General features: G+C 56.9%; 16 protein-coding genes. 6 read left to right on the plus strand and 10 right to left on the minus strand.

Annotated elements, in window-relative coordinates; genetic code table 11:
* The first annotated feature begins 208 nt into the window (after nt 1–208).
* A complete protein-coding gene (msrA, locus tag EV660_RS15470) occupies nt 209–835 on the plus strand; it encodes a peptide-methionine (S)-S-oxide reductase MsrA (RefSeq protein ID WP_071479952.1) in 627 nt (208 codons plus the stop codon).
* Between the two features lie 185 nt (nt 836–1,020).
* Here the strand turns inward: msrA and EV660_RS15475 are convergent, their stop codons facing one another.
* On the minus strand, nt 1,021–1,896 hold the full coding sequence (locus EV660_RS15475; RefSeq protein WP_071479953.1) for a ribokinase: 876 nt from the start codon (nt 1,894–1,896) through the stop codon (nt 1,021–1,023).
* Nucleotides 1,897–1,907: 11 nt separating this feature from the next.
* Nucleotides 1,908–4,163 carry an NADP-dependent malic enzyme gene (locus EV660_RS15480; protein WP_071479954.1) on the minus strand — a complete coding sequence of 752 codons (2,256 nt, stop codon included), beginning with the start codon at nt 4,161–4,163 and terminating at the stop codon, nt 1,908–1,910.
* Nucleotides 4,164–4,408: 245 nt separating this feature from the next.
* On the opposite strand from EV660_RS15480, the gene mutS reads away from it, so the two are divergent.
* Nucleotides 4,409–7,018: a DNA mismatch repair protein MutS gene (gene mutS / locus EV660_RS15485; RefSeq protein WP_071479955.1), complete on the plus strand. Its 2,610-nt coding sequence runs from the start codon at nt 4,409–4,411 to the stop codon at nt 7,016–7,018.
* A gap of 115 nt (nt 7,019–7,133) precedes the next feature.
* Here mutS and EV660_RS15490 read toward each other — a convergent pair whose 3' ends face one another.
* Nucleotides 7,134–7,712, minus strand: a complete 579-nt coding sequence (locus tag EV660_RS15490; RefSeq protein ID WP_071481932.1) for a nucleotide exchange factor GrpE — start codon at nt 7,710–7,712, stop codon at nt 7,134–7,136.
* 19 nt (nt 7,713–7,731) lie between these two features.
* On the minus strand, nt 7,732–8,811 hold the full coding sequence (gene hrcA / locus EV660_RS15495) for a heat-inducible transcriptional repressor HrcA (protein ID WP_071479956.1): 1,080 nt from the start codon (nt 8,809–8,811) through the stop codon (nt 7,732–7,734).
* Between the two features lie 135 nt (nt 8,812–8,946).
* Here hrcA and rph point away from each other — a divergent pair, with 135 nt between their 5' ends.
* The 4 genes from rph (at nt 8,947) to hemW (ending at nt 11,874) form a co-directional block, all read left to right on the plus strand.
* On the plus strand, nt 8,947–9,660 hold the full coding sequence (rph, locus tag EV660_RS15500) for a ribonuclease PH (RefSeq protein ID WP_071479957.1): 714 nt from the start codon (nt 8,947–8,949) through the stop codon (nt 9,658–9,660).
* Nucleotides 9,657–10,265 carry a non-canonical purine NTP pyrophosphatase gene (locus EV660_RS15505; protein WP_071479958.1) on the plus strand — a complete coding sequence of 203 codons (609 nt, stop codon included), beginning with the start codon at nt 9,657–9,659 and terminating at the stop codon, nt 10,263–10,265. Before rph ends, EV660_RS15505 begins: the two co-directional genes overlap by 4 nt.
* Nucleotides 10,266–10,342: 77 nt before the next feature.
* Nucleotides 10,343–10,720 carry a RidA family protein gene (locus EV660_RS15510; protein ID WP_071479959.1) on the plus strand — a complete coding sequence of 126 codons (378 nt, stop codon included), beginning with the start codon at nt 10,343–10,345 and terminating at the stop codon, nt 10,718–10,720.
* The gene (gene hemW / locus EV660_RS15515; RefSeq protein WP_071479960.1) at nt 10,720–11,874 is read left to right on the plus strand and encodes a radical SAM family heme chaperone HemW; all 1,155 of its coding nucleotides are present in this window, start codon (nt 10,720–10,722) and stop codon (nt 11,872–11,874) included. The genes EV660_RS15510 and hemW overlap by 1 nt, the downstream gene beginning before the upstream one ends.
* Here the strand turns inward: hemW and EV660_RS15520 are convergent.
* The 6 genes from EV660_RS15520 to rho are packed head-to-tail and all read right to left on the minus strand — an operon-like array spanning nt 11,867 to nt 18,615.
* Nucleotides 11,867–12,745, minus strand: coding sequence for a ParB/RepB/Spo0J family partition protein (locus tag EV660_RS15520; RefSeq protein ID WP_071479961.1), 879 nt, complete (start codon nt 12,743–12,745; stop codon nt 11,867–11,869). The two genes, hemW and EV660_RS15520, sit on opposite strands and share 8 nt — an antisense overlap.
* The gene (locus EV660_RS15525; RefSeq protein ID WP_100319059.1) at nt 12,742–13,548 is read right to left on the minus strand and encodes a ParA family protein; all 807 of its coding nucleotides are present in this window, start codon (nt 13,546–13,548) and stop codon (nt 12,742–12,744) included. Before EV660_RS15525 ends, EV660_RS15520 begins: the two co-directional genes overlap by 4 nt.
* 1 nt (nt 13,549) lies before the next feature.
* Nucleotides 13,550–14,167, minus strand: coding sequence for a 16S rRNA (guanine(527)-N(7))-methyltransferase RsmG (gene rsmG, locus EV660_RS15530; RefSeq protein ID WP_071479963.1), 618 nt, complete (start codon nt 14,165–14,167; stop codon nt 13,550–13,552).
* Nucleotides 14,164–16,026 carry a tRNA uridine-5-carboxymethylaminomethyl(34) synthesis enzyme MnmG gene (mnmG, locus tag EV660_RS15535; RefSeq protein WP_071481933.1) on the minus strand — a complete coding sequence of 621 codons (1,863 nt, stop codon included), beginning with the start codon at nt 16,024–16,026 and terminating at the stop codon, nt 14,164–14,166. Before mnmG ends, rsmG begins: the two co-directional genes overlap by 4 nt.
* Nucleotides 16,027–16,037: 11 nt before the next feature.
* Nucleotides 16,038–17,321: a tRNA uridine-5-carboxymethylaminomethyl(34) synthesis GTPase MnmE gene (gene mnmE / locus EV660_RS15540; protein ID WP_134014063.1), complete on the minus strand. Its 1,284-nt coding sequence runs from the start codon at nt 17,319–17,321 to the stop codon at nt 16,038–16,040.
* A 1-nt stretch (nt 17,322) separates the two neighbouring features.
* A complete protein-coding gene (gene rho / locus EV660_RS15545; protein ID WP_071481934.1) occupies nt 17,323–18,615 on the minus strand; it encodes a transcription termination factor Rho in 1,293 nt (430 codons plus the stop codon).
* Nucleotides 18,616–18,641: the final 26 nt, after the last annotated feature.

Consider the following 18,641-nt stretch of genomic DNA (forward strand, 5'->3'; position numbering starts at 1 on the left):
GCGACAGTTACGAAAATACGGATCCAGAAACGCAAAGGCCGGAATTCAGCTAACCTGTATTGTGGCCTGATGCACATCACCAAATCTCGTCATTCTCTCTCGCCACAAAGATTCAAGAAAGTGTATTTCACCCAAATGTGACTACCCTAGATCACCGATCAGTCTTTCTTTTGCGTAAACAGACACACAGGAGTTAAAGGAATGCGGGATGATTAGAACACTTGCGGCATTGGTGTTGATATTGGCGGGGCTACCCGCGACAGCCCAGCAAACCGAAACAGCATTGGTTGCCGGCGGGTGTTTCTGGTGCGTGGAATCCGACTTCCGGCGGGTGCAGGGGGTGACCGATGTCCGCGTTGGTTTCGCTGGCGGCACGACACCTGACCCCACCTATGATGATGTGGCACGCGGGCGCACCGATCATCTGGAAGTGGCCCTGATCACCTATGACACAAGCCAGATAGATTACGACCAGATCCTGCATCTGTTCCTCAGATCCGTCGATGTTCTGGATGATGGCGGGCAGTTCTGTGACAGGGGCGCGCATTACGCGACAGCAATCTTTGCAACGCCTGACCAGATGGCACAAGCACAGGCCGCAATAAACGCGGCAGAGGCAGAGCTTGGGCAAAGCATTGTCACACCTGTGCGCGAAGCAGCCCCATTTTACGAAGCGGATGAGTTTCACCAGAATTATGCCAATTCCACAGAGCGCACCCTGACCCGTTTCGGATGGGTCGAACGCCGCGTTGCCTATAAAGGTTACCGCGAGGGGTGCGGGCGTGACCGGCGCGTGCGCGAACTTTGGGGTTCATCCGCCGCGTTCGTGAATTAAGTGTCGCAACCTTGGCATTTCTTATGTGACGACATGGCCTGCAGGATGAGGATAAGCAGGTTAGTTATGCGGGACAAAGGGGACATAGACGTGCGTGGAATCGAGGCCGAAGGCCGCCGCGACTCAAAGGGCCGCCCCCACGGCACGGCGATGCGCGGCTTATCACAAACATCCGCTATCTCGTCTCAGGTCGTCAGAACAAGCCTCTCGATTTCGGCGCGCCTTGGCATTGCGGCAGAAGTGCCGGGCCGTGAAACCTGAATAGCCGCCGCCGCCGCCGCAAACTGCATCGCTTCATCCGGCGCAGCGCCCATCGAGAAGCTGGCCGCCAATGCACCCGTAAAACAATCACCCGCCCCGGTCGTGTCCACGACAGTGGTGGGCAGTGCGGGCACAAAAATATCTGGCGTGCCGCGTGCATGCCAGCTTGCCCCCTCTGCCCCGCGCGTAATGACAACCGCCTCAACCGGCAGATCCTCGAATGGCACATCAAGTGCTGCGCGCAGCTGGGCGGCCTCGACAGCGTTCATTACCAATGTATTGACATATGGAAGAACGGCCCTCACCGCCGCGATCTCGAATGGCGCTGCGGAATAGATAACCTCCATTCCCCGCCCCATCGCTGCCTCGGCAATCTCTGCCTGAAAGGCCGTCTCATTCTGCAACAACAGTATATCGGCCAGATCCACCTGCTCCATTGCTGCAAGGATCGGCTCCAAGGCCATTTTCCGGTTGGCACCCGCCTCTATGATGATCGAATTCTCACCGTTTTGGTCCAGCATGATCACCGCATGTCCGGTCGCCCCGTCAACCCGTTGGATATAGTCGCAATTCACCCCTTCGGCCAACAGTGCGGCCAAGGCGCGGTCGCCATCCGCCCCAATGGCCCCCAGATGGCGCACAGATGCACCCGCCCGCGCTGCCGCGACGGATTGATTGGCCCCCTTGCCACCCAGTTCAACCCGATAGCCGGATGCAGCCAGTGTCTCACCTGGCGCGGGTAAATGGCCAAGATTGTAAAAATGGTCAATATTGATAGAACCAAAGCACCAGACAGTCACAGCAACCCCTTTCAGACAATCTCGCAAGCGGCCATGACAGCCATGTTGACAATGTCATTCACTGTCGAACCTGTCGAGCAGATCTGGATCGGCTTCGGGACACCTGCAAGGATCGGGCCAATCACCGTTGCACCGGCCATTTCCTGCATCAGCTTCACCGAAATAGAGGCCGAATGCCGCGCCGGAACAACCAGCACATTGGCAGGCCCGGACAGCCGCGAGAACGGGTAATGTGCCGCTGCAGCCGGGTTCAGCGCCACATCCACAGTCATTTCCCCTTCATACTCGAAATCCACGCCCCGCGCGTCGAGGATATCGGGCGCAAGATGCATCTTCTCGGACCGCTCTGATACCGGGTAGCCAAAGGTCGAAAAACTGACAAAGGCCACACGCGGCTCCAACCCCAGATGCCGCGCGACGGAGGCGGCGCGCGTTGCAATATCTGCAAGATCCGTGTCGCTTGGCCATTCATGCACCAGCGTATCGGCAATCAGCACGATCCGCCCGTTATGCAACAGTGCTGTCACCCCGGCCACGCCATCCTTGGCGCGCGCATCGAATACATGGTTGATTAGCCCAAGAACATGCGCCGATTTGCGCGTCGCCCCGGTGACCAGCGCATCCCCATGCCCATGCGCCAGCATCAATGCCGCAAAGACATGACGATTGCGCGCGGCCAGCCGGTGGACATCCTTCATGTCATGCCCCTGACGTTGCAAGCGCTCATAGAGGAAGGTTTTATATGCCTCCAGATGGCGCGTGTTGCCCGCATTGACGACCGAGAGTTCGCGCACGGCATCGCCAAGGCCCGCAGCCTCCAGCTTGGCGCGCACATCATCTTCGCGCCCGACAACCAGCGCCTGCCCGTATCCGCCGCGCTGGTAATTGACCGCTGCGCGCAAGACGCGCTCGTCATCGCCTTCGGCAAAGATCATGCGCGACTGCTTCTGCTTGGCGCGCGCATGGATGGATTGCAAGATACTTGCGGTCGGGTCCATCCGCGCTTTCAGTGCCTGAATATAGCCGTCCATGTCGATAATGGGACGGCGCGCCACACCAGTATCCATGCCGGCCTTTGCCACCGCTGGCGGAATGGTATGGATCAGACGCGGATCAAACGGCGTGGGGATAATGTAGTCACGCCCGAAACTCAGCTTGCGCCCATAGGCCATAGCCACTTCATCAGGCACATCTTCTCGCGCCAGCTCTGCCAACGCGCGCGCGCAAGCGATCTTCATCTCGTCATTGATCGCGCGCGCATTGATATCCAGCGCCCCGCGAAACAAATACGGAAAACCAAGGACATTGTTCACCTGATTGGGATAATCACTGCGCCCTGTCGCCACAATCGCATCAGCACGCACCGCTTGTGCCTCCTCCGGAGTGATCTCGGGGTCAGGGTTCGCCATGGCGAAAATTACCGGGTTATCGGCCATGCTGGCCACCATCGCAGATGTGACAGCACCTTTGGCCGAAACACCCAGAAACACATCCGCCCCCACCATCGCATCTTCCAGCGTGCGCGCATCCGTACGTGCGGCATGGGCGGATTTCCACTGGTTCATCCCCTCGGTCCGGCCCTGCCAGATCACACCCTTGGTGTCGCACATCAGGCAGTTGTCGTGTTTCGCACCCATCGACTTGATCAGTTCCAGACAGGCAATACCCGCCGCCCCTGCCCCGTTCAGAACAATCCGACACTCCTCAATGCGCTTGCCCGACAATTCCAGCGCATTGATCAGCCCCGCCGCACAGATCACCGCTGTGCCGTGCTGGTCATCATGGAATACCGGAATATCCATGATCTCCTTCAACCGGCTTTCAATAATAAAACATTCCGGTGCCTTGATATCTTCCAGATTTATCCCGCCAAAGGTCGGCCCCATCAGCCGCACGGCTTGAATAATCTCTTCAGGGTCTTCGGTGTCCAGCAATATGTCGATCGCATTCACATCGGCAAAGCGCTTGAACAGCACCGCCTTGCCTTCCATCACTGGCTTGGATGCCAGCGCGCCAAGATTGCCCATACCCAGAATGGCTGTCCCGTTCGAGACCACAGCGACCATATTGCCCTTGGCCGTGTAATCATACGCCGCCTGCGGGTCATCCGCGATGGCCTGCACCGGAACCGCCACACCAGGGCTATAGGCCAGCGACAGATCGGCCTGCGTCGCCATCGGCTTGGAGGCTGAAATCGCGTATTTCCCGGGTATCGGCAAATGGTGGTAGGCAAGTGCTTCTTCGGTGGTAAATTTGTTGCGGGACATCGCGCGCCTCCTCCTGAATTGCACTGTCATATCGGTTGCTGCGCGTCTCCACAACAAAGCGCCGCGCCTGTTACCGCCAACAACCTACCCATTTTCTTGCGAGAAATACTCTCAGGGGGTGAATTGAGGCGTAGCCGAAAGAGGGGGCGCGAGCGCCCCCTTCCCCCCGCTCTCTGCTTTCGTTACCAATCAGGTGAAATCACGACCCTAGCCAAAGGACACTCGCGGTGAGCACTGTCACCCCAATGATGGCCCAATATCTCGAGGTGAAAGCCCAGCATCCAGACGCGTTGCTGTTCTACCGCATGGGCGATTTCTACGAATTGTTCTTTGACGATGCCGTCGCCGCTGCCGCCGCGCTGGACATTGCCCTGACCAAACGCGGCAAGCATCTTGATGACGATATCCCCATGTGCGGGGTGCCCCATCACGCCGCCGAAGGCTATCTTCTGACGCTGATCCGCAAAGGGTTCCGCGTGGCCATTGCCGAGCAGATGGAAACCCCCGAACAGGCCAGAAAGCGCGGCCATAAATCGGTTGTAAACCGCGATGTGGTGCGGCTTGTCACCCCCGGCACACTGACCGAGGACACGCTTCTGGATGCGCGCCGCCACAATTTTCTTGCTGCCTTCGCCGAGCTGCGCGACGAAGGCGCGCTGGCCTGGGCCGATATCTCCACTGGTCAGATACGCGTCATGCCCTGCACCCGTACACGCCTTGGGCCGGAACTTGCCCGCTTGGCCCCGCGTGAATTGCTGGTCACCGATACCCGCGCAGAAGCGATCCGCCCTGTTGCCGAAGATATGGGCACCGCTCTGACAGGGCTGGCGCCCTCCAGCTTTGACAGTCAGGCCGCCGAGGCGCGGCTTTGCAAGCTATACAAGGTGCAGTCTCTGGACGGTTTCGGGCAATTCACGCGGGCCGAGCGCGCGGCCCTTGGGGCGCTGGTCGATTATCTGGACCTGACCCAGCGCGGCAAGCTTCCATTGCTGCAGGCCCCCGCCCGCGATACCGCCGAGGAACTGGTCCAGATCGACGCAGCCACGCGGCGCAATCTGGAACTGACACAATCACTCTCCGGCACCCGCGAAGGCGCGCTGCTTCACGCGATTGACCGCACGGTGACCGCGGCAGGCGCACGACTTCTGGAACGCCGCCTTGCCTCGCCCTCGCGCAGGCTGGACACGATCATGGAACGTCAGGCCGCCGTGACTTTCCTGCATGGAAATAGCCGACTGCGCGGCGATTTGCGCGCCGCGCTGAAAGAAGTCCCCGATCTTGACCGCGCATTGTCGCGCCTGTCACTGGATAGGGCGGGGCCGCGTGATCTGGGCGCGATCCGAAACGCAATTGCGCAAGCGCTGGACATCGCCGCCCTTCTGGACCAGCAAGAGGGGCCACCCCTGATGCACAATGCGGCTCAGGCATTGCAAGGCCATGACGCGTTGCTTGACCTGCTGGACACGGCGCTCATCGCCGCGCCCCCACTTCTGGCGCGCGATGGGGGTTTTATCGCACCCAGCCATGACCCGGACTTGGACGAGGCCCGCAAGCTGCGCGACGAAGGACGCAGCGTAATTGCCCAGATGCAGGCTGATTACGCACAGGATACCGGCATCACATCGCTCAAGATCAAGCACAACAATGTGCTGGGGTATTTTATCGAGGTGACCGCCACCCATGCAGAGCGGATGCTGTCAGAGCCGCTCTCGACCCGCTACATTCACCGCCAGACAACGGCCAATCAGGTGCGCTTCACCACAGTTGATCTGTCCGAAATGGAAACCCGCATCCTGAATGCCGGGGCACGCGCGCTTGAGATCGAGAAGCGGTTGTTTGTCGAATTGCGCGATGCAATTTTGGCACGGGCAGCGGAACTGGCACAGACCGCGCGCGCGCTGGCCGAAATCGATCTGGCTGCCGGGCTGGCCGACATTGCGCAGGCGGCTGACTGGTGCGCGCCAAAGCTGGATCAGACCCGCAGCTTCAGCATCACCGGCGGCCGTCACCCTGTTGTGGAGGCCGCCCTTGCCAAAACAGGCGACCCGTTCATTGCAAATGATTGCGACCTTGGTGCGGAAAACACTGCCGCGATCTGGCTGCTGACCGGGCCAAATATGGCCGGTAAATCGACCTTTCTGCGCCAGAATGCCGTGATTGCCATTCTGGCGCAGATGGGCGCATGGGTTCCGGCGAAAGCTGCGCATATCGGGCTGGTCAGTCAGGTTTTCAGTCGCGTGGGGGCCAGTGACGATCTGGCGCGCGGGCGGTCCACCTTCATGGTGGAAATGGTCGAGACGGCCGCAATCCTCAATCAGGCGGATGACCGCGCTCTGGTGATCCTCGATGAAATCGGTCGCGGAACCGCGACATATGACGGTCTGTCCATCGCATGGGCCACACTGGAACACCTGCATGATGTCAATCGCGCACGCGCGCTTTTTGCAACCCATTACCATGAGATGAGCGCGCTGGCCGGGCGTCTGGAAGGCGTTGAAAACGCAACCGTGACCGTCAAGGAATGGGAAGGCGAGGTGATCTTTCTGCACGAAGTCAAGCGCGGGGCGGCAGATCGCAGCTATGGGGTTCAGGTGGCGCGGTTGGCAGGGTTGCCTGATACGGTCATCGCCCGCGCACGCGAAGTCCTCAGCGCGCTGGAACAGGGAGAGGCAGGCACCAAGCCCAAGGCGCTGATTGATGATCTTCCGCTATTCTCTGCCGCGCGTGCGCCTGCACCGGCCACACCCCAGACGCCACCTGCACTGGAAAAACTGGCACAGATCAACCCGGATGAACTCAGCCCGAGAGAGGCGCTGGATCTGATCTATGAACTGCGGGCCTTGGCCAAGCGCTGATCTTCACTTGCAATACACAGAAACGCCGCGCCGCGTCAGCGCGCATTTCGGTTCGTAAACGGCCACAAAAAAGGGGGGCAGACCTGCCCCCCTCTCATAACACTCCTTCAACCGCCTAATTTGCGGGCGTGGAAGACACACCAACATGCGCAGGGCGCAGCAGTTGATCATGCAGCATGAACCCTTCGGCCATGACCTGAATGATCTGGCCTGCCTTGAAATCGGGTACAGGCGCTTCGAACATGGCCTGATGTGAATGCGGGTCAAACATCTCGCCCACTTCGGGGCTGATGCGCTGCACCCCATGCTTGCCCAGAATATTGGTCAATTCGCGCAAGGTCAGCTCGACCCCTTCAACCAGGCCGGGGGCCGCGGCGCGTGTCTCTTCGGTCACCGCACCCAATGCGCGGGTCAGGTTGTCATAGACCGGCAACATGTCGCGCGCGATCTTGGAACCACCATATAGCTGTGCATCGCGGCGGTCTTTTTCGGCGCGCTTGCGGCTGTTTTCAGCATCCGCCAACGCCCGGATCATCCGGTCGCGCATTTCGTCACGCTGTGCAACAAGCGTGTCAATCTCAGCTTCCAGCGCAGTGATCGGGTCTTGCTGTGCCTCTGTTTCATCCTGCACATCAAGGCTGGCATCGTTTTGCATATGTGGGTCTTCTTCGGGGCTTGGCTTTGCGTCGGCCATCATCTTCCCTTTTCCTTCGTTACTCTGTGCGCCGGTCCGTCAACATCCGGCCAACAAGCTGCGCTGTATAATCAACAATCGGTACGATCCGTCCGTAATTCAACCGCGTCGGCCCAATAACGCCGACAGCACCGATGATCTTGCGTTCTGCGTTCATATAAGGGGAAACCACCAAAGTTGAACCCGTCAGCGAAAAAAGTCGGTTCTCTGCACCGATAAAGATGCGAACGCCCTCGCCCTGCTCTGTCAATTCAAGAAATTCCGTGATGTCACGCTTTCTTTCCAGATCATCAAACAAGGTTCGGATCCGCTCGATATCTTCAGCAGGCGCCCCTTCGTCAAGCAGATTCGCACGGCCCCGAACAATCAGCCGCTCCTGCAACTCGCCTTCGCTTTCCCAAACGGCCAGACCTTGTTCCACCAATGTGGCGGCCAAAGCATCAATTTCACGCCTGTTGCGCGCAATCTCGGACCGGAACCGCTCCAGTAGCGACGAAACAGTTGCGCCATCAATCAAGGAATTCAGGTAGTTTGCCGCCTCGCGCATGGCAGAGGGCGTCATGCCCCTCGGCGGGGTGAAGATTCTGTTTTCAACGTGTCCATCAGCAAAAACCAGAACCACAAGCGCCCGGTCCGCGCTGAGAGAGACAAATTCAATATGCCGGATCGCGGCTTCGTGCTTTGGCGACAGCACCAGCGACGCGCCTTGCGTAATCCCACTCAGCGCCCCGCCAACCTGTTCCAGCAAGCCAGAGACATCGCGCTCATTGCTGCCAAGGGTCGAGTCAAGCTTCTCACGGTCACGCTGGTCAAGCGGCGAAACTTCCAGCAAGGAATCCACGAACAGGCGCAACCCCAGATTTGTCGGAACACGCCCGGCAGAAATATGCGGACTGTCCAGAAGCCCAAGATATTCAAGATCCTGCATGACATTTCGGACAGTCGCGGCAGACACCTTCTCGCTCATGTCGCGGGTCAATGTACGCGACCCGACAGGCTGACCGGAATTCAGATACCCTTCGACCACGCGGCGAAACACCTCGCGAGAGCGGGAATTCATTTCGTCTAGCAACTGTTGTGCATCGGGTGTGTTCCGCATTCAATACTCCAGCGGGGTGGACTTGTCCCCTTCGCCCAGAGCACTTGAAAACGGCACCAGTTTCAAGGGCAATCAGGCTTGCATCCGCCCTGTTCAGACCTGTATCGAGGCACAGAACCCAAACAAGGATATCCCATGCGCCCGTCAGGAAGAAATTTAGACAGTATTCGCACGATTTCAATCGAACCGGATGTTACCAAGCACGCCGAAGGGTCGTGCATGATCTCGATGGGCGATACCAAGGTATTGTGCACCGCATCGCTCGAAGATCGCACACCGCCATTCCTGCGCAATACCGGGTTGGGCTGGGTCACGGCGGAATACGGCATGTTACCACGCTCCACCAATACGCGGATGCGGCGCGAGGCTGCATCGGGTAAGCAGCAGGGTCGAACAGTGGAAATTCAACGCCTGATCGGGCGTGCATTGCGCGCCTGTGTCGATCGCTCGGCCTTGGGTGAACGGCAGATCACGATTGACTGCGATGTGATTCAGGCCGATGGCGGCACGCGCTGCGCCGCAATTACCGGGGGCTGGGTGGCCTTGCGTCTGGCTGTGAACAAACTGCTGAAGGCAGGGGATGTGGTGTCTGACCCGATTACCGATCATCTGGCGGCCGTGTCTTGCGGCATTTACGCGGGCCAGCCTGTTCTGGATCTGGATTACGCCGAAGACAGCACCGCCGGTGTAGACGGAAATTTCATCCTGCTTGGCACGGGTCGCCTGGTCGAAGTCCAGATGAGCGCCGAAGGTGCCACCTTCTCTCGCATGGAAATGGACCAGCTTCTGAACCTTGCTGAAAAAGGGGTCAGCGAGTTGGTCGCCGCCCAGAAGGCTGCCGTTGCATGAGGCGGTTTGACGGGAAAACCCTTCTTGTTGCGACGCATAATGCGGGAAAACTGGAAGAGTTTCGCCAGATCATGGCGCCTTTGGGAATTAAGGTCACCTCTGCTGCCGAACATGACCTGCCAGAACCGGTGGAAACCGAAGATAATTTTATCGGAAACGCGCGCATCAAGGCGCATGCCGCAGCCACAGCAACAGGCCTGCCGGCACTTGCAGATGATTCTGGGCTGGAAGTCGCCGCCCTGAACGGCGCTCCGGGTGTCTATACAGCCGATTGGGCGGAAACCCCGACCGGCCGGGACTTCGCAATGGCGATGGAAAAGACCCACGCCAAACTGACCGAGCGTTCTGCCCCGCAGCCTTGGGATGCGCGGTTTTGCTGCACATTGGTTCTGGCTTGGCCGGATGGACATGACGAAGTCTTCGAAGGCTATGCCAACGGGCAGCTTGTCTGGCCCATCCGCGGCCTGGTGGGTCATGGCTATGACCCCATGTTCCAACCAGCGGGTGATACGCGCACATTCGCGGAAATGAGTGCAGATGAAAAGAACGCCCTCTCTCATCGTGGTGCAGCAATCAAAGCATTGTTAAAGGGCTGCTTTGAATGACCCCATTTTCTTGCTCTAAATACTCGCGGGGGTCCGGGGGCGGCAGCCCCCGGCGCTTTGGCTGAAAAGGAACCAGCATGAAACGTATCTCTACAGGCTCTCCGTTTGAAAAAACCCTTGGCTATAGCCGCGCTGTCGTCAAAGGCGAATGGTGCTTTGTATCCGGCGTCACCGGCTATGATTACGCCACAATGACCATGCCCGACAACGTCGCGGATCAGGCACGGAACTGCTTTGCGACGATCGCCAATGCGCTCGCCGAGGGCGGTTTTTCCATGCAAGATATCGTGCGCGTACAATATACATTGACCGTTGCCAGCTTGCTCGAAGCGGTCACCCCGGCCCTTGGCGAGGCCATGGGCGAAATTCGTCCTGCCGCCACCATTGTCATCGCTGGACTGATCAAACCTGAAATGCTGATCGAGATCGAGGTCACAGCATTCAAGGGGGCGTGATGGATGACTGGCAGAATGGCGGGTTTGGCCTCTATATCCATTGGCCATTCTGCCAGTCCAAATGCCCTTATTGCGACTTCAACAGCCATGTTGCGACATCGATCGATCAGGATGCATGGGCGCGGGCGTATTTAGCCGAAATTGACCGCGTGGCAGAAGAAACCAAGGGGCGGTTGCTGAATACCGTGTTTTTCGGTGGTGGCACACCCTCATTGATGAAACCCGAGCTTGTCGCCACATTGCTGGACCGGATCGGCGCATCGTGGACCCGCGCCAATGACTTCGAGGTGACATTGGAGGCCAACCCCAGCTCTGTCGAAGCGGGGCGCTTCCGGGGCTTTTCCGAAGCTGGGGTGAACCGGATTTCAATGGGCATTCAGGCGTTGAATGACGCTGATCTACGCCGCCTGGGGCGTCTGCACAGCGCCACAGAGGCCAGAGCGGCATTTGACATCGCACGAGACCAGTTCAGCCGCGTCAGCTTTGACCTGATCTATGCGCGGCAGTTTCAGACCTTGCAGGACTGGCAATCTGAACTGCAAGAAGCGCTCTCGATGGCAGTCGATCACCTCTCGCTCTATCAATTGACGATAGAACAAGGCACGGTTTTTGGCGCGCGCCATGCCAAGGGTGGTTTATCTGGCCTGCCCGATGACGATATTTCGGCTGATATGTATCTGGTGACACAAGATATATGCGCGAAATACGGAATGTCCGCTTATGAGATTTCCAACCATGCAAGGCCAGAGGCCCAGTCGCGCCATAACCTGATTTATTGGCGCTACGGGGATTATGCCGGAATAGGGCCCGGTGCCCATGGACGGTTAACCCAGCAGGGCAAACGTTTCGCCACACATACCCCGCTGTCCCCACAAATCTGGCTGGATCAGGTAGAACGCGTTGGTCACGGAGAGCAAACACGAGAGGTAATCCCCTCGCCTGAGCAGGCGCTGGAATACCTCATGATGAGTCTGCGCCTGACAGAAGGCAGTGATCTACAAAGATACCAAGCGCTTGCGGGGGCTCCACTTGAAGTTTCCCGCATCACCAGCCTTGTAGATCAGGGCTTTTTGTTGCGCCAGGACGGAAAGATCATGGCAACAGAACAAGGACGGCCGGTGTTAAACGCCGTATTGCGAGAGTTGATTACCTGACCGGATTACCCAGAATCCCGCAAAGCCGGTCCAGCTGCTCCATGTTCTGGAAACTGATGGTTACTTTGCCTTTGCCGCCAGCATAATCCAAGTCTACCGACATCCCCAGATTTGCCGAAAGGTCATTTTCCAACGCCCGAGTATCGGCATCTTTAGGCAAGCTCTTTGACTTTTTCTTCTTGCTTGTGCTTGGCGCTGAATTCGACAGGCTTTCGGTCTGGCGAACAGACAATCCCTCCAGCACCACCTTTCGCGCCAGCATTGCCGGATCTTCGGCGGTAATCAATGCCCGAGCGTGGCCTGCTGTCAGCTTCCCTTCTCGCAGCAATGCCTGAACCTCATCAGGCAAGTTTAGCAAACGCATGAGGTTGGCAATATGCGAGCGGCTTTTGCCCATCGCCTGCGAAAGCTGTTCCTGCGTATGGCCAAAACGTTCAATAAGGGCACGATACCCCATCGCCTCTTCCACAGGGTTCAGATCAGCGCGCTGGATATTCTCGATGATACCGACTTCCAGAACCTCGGTGTCAGTGAATTCTCTAACAATTACAGGGACTTCGTGAACCTGAGCACGCTGCGCGGCGCGCCAGCGACGTTCGCCCGCAACGATTTCGAAAACATCACCCTTAGGGCGCACGATCAGAGGCTGTATGACGCCCTTTTCACGGATAGACACAGACAATTCCGCAAGCGCGGTATCGTCAAAATGACGGCGCGGCTGGTCAGGATTGGCGACAAGCTTTTCGATCGGCAGGTTCTGCTCTCGCCCGCGCTCGTAGCCCGCGCTATCTGTCGATTCAACCGATACCTCGGCCATCAAGGCCGACAAGCCCCGCCCCAGACCTCTGCGTTCGGTCTTGCGATCTGTCATTGTGCCGCTCCCTCGGGCTGAAGTTTACTATGTTTTACAAGCAGCTCTGTTGCGAGGTTGCGATATGCAATCGCACCTTTCGATGTCGAATCGTAACTCAATACCGGGAGGGCATAAGATGGCGCTTCGCTCAGACGAACATTTCGGGGAATCATCGTGCGCAGAACCAGGTCACCAAGATTGGCCCGTGCATCCGCTTCAACCTGCTGCGCGAGATTGTTGCGGCGGTCGAACATTGTCAGCAAGATGCCCTCAATCCGCAGCCCTGCATTGGCAGTTTCGCGCAACTCTCGCACCGTCAGCATGAGTTGTGACAACCCTTCAAGCGCGAAGAATTCTGCCTGCAAAGGCACCAGAACCGACTGTGCCGCGACCATTGCGTTGATCGTCAAAAGATTCAGCGATGGCGGGCAATCAACCAGAATGTAGTCATATTTTGCATCCTTGACGTGCGGATGACGCAAAGCATCGTGCAGCAAAAAGCTACGACGTGCGCGCGACATCAACTCTATATCTGCCGAAGAAAGATCCGTTGTTGCCGGGATGACCGACAAATTCTCGTGCTGCGTTGTTATGATTATCTCGGACGGGTTGATCTCTGAAAACAGGAAATCATACGTTGTGTACTTCCGGGCGGAAACCTCAAGCCCCAACCCTGTCGAGGCATTTCCCTGCGGGTCAAGATCAACCAACAGGGTCTTCTGACCACGCTCAGCCAAGGCTGCCGCAAGGTTGATCGCTGAAGTTGTCTTGCCAACGCCACCTTTTTGATTCGCGATAGCGATTGTGCGGGTGGTCGTCATATCAGACACGTTTTAGATCCTTTAAAATAAGCAGTTTTGCCAGCGGGTCGGTCTGACTGTCGATTATGGCAATGTCAAATTGCCACTCTAACCGAACCGCCGCAAGCTCTTCGTTGTAATTTCTGCCTTTCGGAAGCAAGGCAACGCCACCTTTAGCGAGATGTCGCGCAACAAGAGGCAACAACTGTGGTAAAGATGCAAGGGCACGTGCTGAAACCACATCTGCCGCTTGTGGTTCTGTCGCTTCGACACGCGATGTCAGAACTCGTGCATTCAGACCAAACTCGCGTATTGCTGTCGTCAGAAAAGCCGCTTTTCTGGCGTCACTCTCGATCAGAGTGAACACCCGCTCAGGTGAAAACTCTTGCGACAGGATTGCGCAGACCAGCCCTGGCAGCCCCCCGCCAGAACCCAGATCAACCCAGCTTACCGCGTTCTCAGGTGCATGTATGAAAAGCTGTGCTGAGTCGACAATATGCCTGTCCCAGAAATCCGGAAGCGTGGATGCTGCAACAAGGTTTATCTTGGCATTCCACTTTTCAAGGAGGGCTGCATAGCCCTGAAGACCATCCATTGTTTCACGTGAAACATGCAGTCCGCAAAGTTCGTTCGCTGTCATGCTGACGCGCGGTCCTTGCGTTGCTGGATACGCGAGAGCAACAGCACCAAGGCTGCGGGCGTCATTCCATCTATGCGTGAAGCCTGAGCAAGCGTCTCTGGTCGTACCCGCGAAAGCTTACTTGAAAGCTCATGCGACAACCCACTTACCTTTGTGAAATCAAAGCCTTCTGGAAAACGCCGCTCCTCATCTGCTTGCAACGCCTTGATCTGCGCATCCTGACGATCAAGATATGTGTCATACACCATCTCTTTCTCGATCTGGCGCTTTGTTGCGTCATTGATGCTGGTTAGTTCGGGTGCAAGCCGCTCCAAAGCTGCAAAATCAAAACCCTGCAAGCCAAGCAATGTCAGCGCGTTGCGCCGGGTTCCATCCTCTGACACTTTATGCCCAAAGCGGTTTAGCTGACTTGGGGTAAAACTGAACGCGCGCAACTGGTCTTTCGCACTTTCCAGTTTTTCCAGCTTTTCATCGAAAATGCGCTGTCGGGCTGACGTAATACAGCCCATCGCAACACCCTGCGGGGTCAGACGCTGGTCTGCATTGTCGGCCCGCAACGATAGCCTGTATTCCGCGCGCGATGTGAACATACGATACGGCTCTGTCACGCCATTCAAAGTCAGATCATCGATCATAACCCCGATGTACGATGACGCCCGGCTAAAAGTTACGGCATCTCTTTCCTGGGCATAAAGCGCGGCATTCAAACCCGCCACCAAGCCTTGGGCCGCGGCCTCTTCATAGCCAGTCGTGCCGTTAATCTGCCCAGCAAGATAAAACCCCTGTAAATCCTTCAACCGAAGGGACAAGGTTAATGCGCGCGGGTCTAGATAGTCATATTCAATCGCATATCCGGGTTGAAGAATGCGGACGGATTCCAGCCCGTCAATCGTCCGGACATATTCCTCCTGAACCTCTGCCGGTAAGGATGTGGATATCCCGTTGGGATACACGGTATCATCGTTCAGGCCTTCTGGTTCCAGAAAAACCTGATGCGATGATTTATCGGCAAAGCGGGTTATCTTGTCTTCGATAGACGGGCAGTAGCGAGGGCCAACCCCCTCGATATGACCGCCATACATGGCAGAGCGCGCAATATTCGCGCGCACGATTTCATGTGTTCGCGCATTCGTGTGGGTAATGGCGCAGGGGACTTGTTGCGCGGAAACTTCGTTTGTGAGAAAAGATAGAAACACTGGTGTGTCATCACCAGGTTGTTTTTCCAGCTTCTCCCAGTCGATCGTCTTGCCGTCCAGACGAGGCGGCGTTCCTGTCTTGAGCCGACCTATTGGCAGACCCAAACCCCTAAGCTGTTGCGCCAGAACGCTTGACGCGGCATTGCCCATTCTTCCAGCAGGAAAACTCTCATCACCGATGAAAACCCGGCCACCCAGAAACGTGCCGGTCGTCAGCACCACCGCGCGTGCGTTTACTTCTGTGTCACCGTTAAGCTGCACCCCGGTGACGCTTGTCCCAAGCTGCAAAAGAGCGGTAACTTCAGCCTCGATCACCTCTAACCCCGGCGCTTTCAGCACCTCGCGCGCGATTATCTGGCGATAGCGCTTTCGGTCGGCCTGCACACGTGGCCCCTGAACTGCTGGGCCTTTGGACCTGTTAAGTAGCCTATATTGAATCGCTGCGTAGTCGCCCGCGCGGCCCATAATGCCATCGAGCGCATCAATCTCTCGGACCAGATGCCCTTTCCCCAAACCGCCTATAGCCGGGTTGCAGGACATAACCCCAAGATCATCTTTCTTGAAAGTAATGAGCGCCGTTGCTGCCCCCATGCGCGCAGAAGCCAACGCTGCCTCTACACCAGCATGTCCACCACCAACAATTATCACGTCGTAATGTTTCACGTGAAACACTCCTACTTCCCGATACAAAACGAGGCAAAGATATCGCCCAGCAGATCCTCGACATCTACCTTACCGATCAGGCTATCCAGCGCTGTCATCGCTTGCCGAATATCTGCCGCCACCAATTCAGCGATATAACCCTGGTCGCGCAGTTTTTCAATCGCACTGTCAAGCGCTGCCTTGGCTGATTGCATCGCAACCAGATGCCTATGACGAACACTCAGGCCATCTCGCGCTGTCAACTTCGAGAGCCGCTGAGTGATCTGGTTTAGCAGGTCATCCAACCCGACTCCTGTAATTCCCGATACCCCACCCGCGACCGCGTATTTGTCTGCCTTGCTGAAAGTGACTATATCCAAAGGGTTGGCATCTACTGGTGGTGGTATTCCAGGCCCATCACACAATATAATGTTAAAATCAGTAGTCGCAGCGCGTTTCTGTCCGCGCGCGATACCAATGCTCTCTATTTCCTCTGCGGTTTCTCTCAATCCCGCTGTATCAAGAAGGGTGACAGCATATCCGCCGATATCCATGCGCAATTCAATCACGTCGCGCGTTGTTCCTGCAATGTCAGAGGTAATCGCCGCCTCTCTGCCAGCAAGAGCATTCAACAATGTGGATTTTCCCGCATTCACAGACCCAATCAGCGCAATCTCGAATCCGCTCTGAACCCGTTCCCGTGCCGCCTGCCCCGCTATCTCTGTTTCAAGCTGCGAATGAACGGCAAGCAGTTCGGCCAAAATCATATCATCAAAGTTACCTACATCTTCTTCTACAAAATCAATCGATGTCTCAACCAGTGCCGCCGCCTTGACCAAATGGCTACGCCACCCCTCAACCAGCCTGCCCAAGGCACCATCCAGCACTTTCATAGCCTGCCGACGCTGGCTTTCTGTCTCGGCCTCCAGCAGGTCACTCAACGCCTCTACCTGGGTCAGATCAAGCACGCCGTTATCTAACGCGCGGCGCGTGAACTCCCCCGGCTCTGCCATGCGCAACCCGTGTTCATGCGCCAAGCAGTTTTCCAGCGCCGCAATCGTCGCGACACTGCCGTGTGTCATGATCTCTACAACATGCTCGCCAGTGAAGCTTGCGCCGCGATCAAAAGCGACAACCAGCGCCGAATCTAGCAGCGCGCCATCGGCGCGCCGCAGTTTCCGCAGCGACATGCGGCGCATCTCAGGCAATCTTCCAGCCAGTTTTTCAAGAACGCCATGCGCATCCGGACCCGATAGCCTGATAACGGCAACACCCGATTTTCCACGGGCCGAGGCCAGTGCAAAAATCGTGTCCATATCAGGAATTCATCGAATCGAAGAAATCGCTGTTTGTCTTGGTCTGTTTCAGCTTCGAGATCAGGAATTCGATAGCATCTGTAGTGCCCATCGGGTTCAGGATGCGGCGCAAGACAAAGGTCTTTTGCAGATCGTTCTTCTCGATCAGCAAATCTTCCTTCCGAGTGCCGGATTTTAGGATATCCATAGCCGGGAACACGCGCTTATCCGCGACCTTACGATCCAACACGATCTCGCTGTTGCCGGTGCCTTTGAATTCTTCAAAGATCACTTCATCCATACGCGACCCGGTGTCGATAAGGGCCGTCGCAATAATGCTTAGCGAACCGCCTTCTTCAATATTCCGGGCGGCGCCGAAAAAGCGCTTCGGGCGTTGCAACGCATTTGCATCCACCCCCCCGGTCAACACCTTGCCAGAGCTTGGCACCACTGTGTTGAAGGCACGGCCCAGACGTGTAATCGAGTCCAGCAAGATAACGACATCGCGCTTATGCTCGACAAGGCGTTTTGCCTTTTCGATCACCATTTCAGCCACTGCGACATGTCGTGTTGCCGGTTCATCAAAGGTCGAGGCGATAACCTCGCCCTTGACCGAACGCTGCATGTCAGTGACTTCCTCTGGCCGTTCATCGATCAGCAGAACGATCAGGTAGCATTCCGGGTGATTTTTTGCGATGCTATGCGCAATATTCTGCAATAACACGGTCTTACCCGTGCGCGGCGGCGCCACGATCAAGGCGCGCTGCCCTTTGCCCAGCGGAGAGACAATGTCGATAATCCGCGCAGACCGATCCTTTGTCGCCGGATCGTCGGTTTCCATCCACAAACGCTGGTCAGGATAAAGCGGTGTCAGGTTATCGAAGTGAACCTTGTGGCGGGCGCGTTCCGGGTCATCAAAATTGATACGTGTCACCTTGGTGATCGCGAAGTAACGCTCGTTCTCGGCCGGGGCCTGAATGACCCCTTCGATCGTATCGCCCGTGCGCAGCGAATACTGGCGGATCACATCGGGGGAGACGTAAATATCGTCAGGACCTGGCAGATAGTTCGCTTCTGGTGCACGCAGAAAGCCAAAACCGTCCTGCAACACCTCCAGCACACCTTCGCCAGAAATGGTCCAGCCTTCCTCTGCGCGTTCTTTCAGGATTGAGAACATCATCTCGCCCTTGCGCATGGAGGGCGCGTTCTCGATATCCAGCTCTTCGGCCATAGCCAGAAGCTCGGCAGGGCTTTTGACCTTCAGGTCTGCCAGATTCAGCGTTTCTTCGCTTTCTGGACGGTCTTCGATTACCATATCAGACATTTTTGCACCCTACTTGC

The sequence above is a fragment of the Roseinatronobacter bogoriensis DSM 18756 genome (assembly GCF_004366635.1).
Classification (GTDB): domain Bacteria; phylum Pseudomonadota; class Alphaproteobacteria; order Rhodobacterales; family Rhodobacteraceae; genus Roseinatronobacter; species Roseinatronobacter bogoriensis.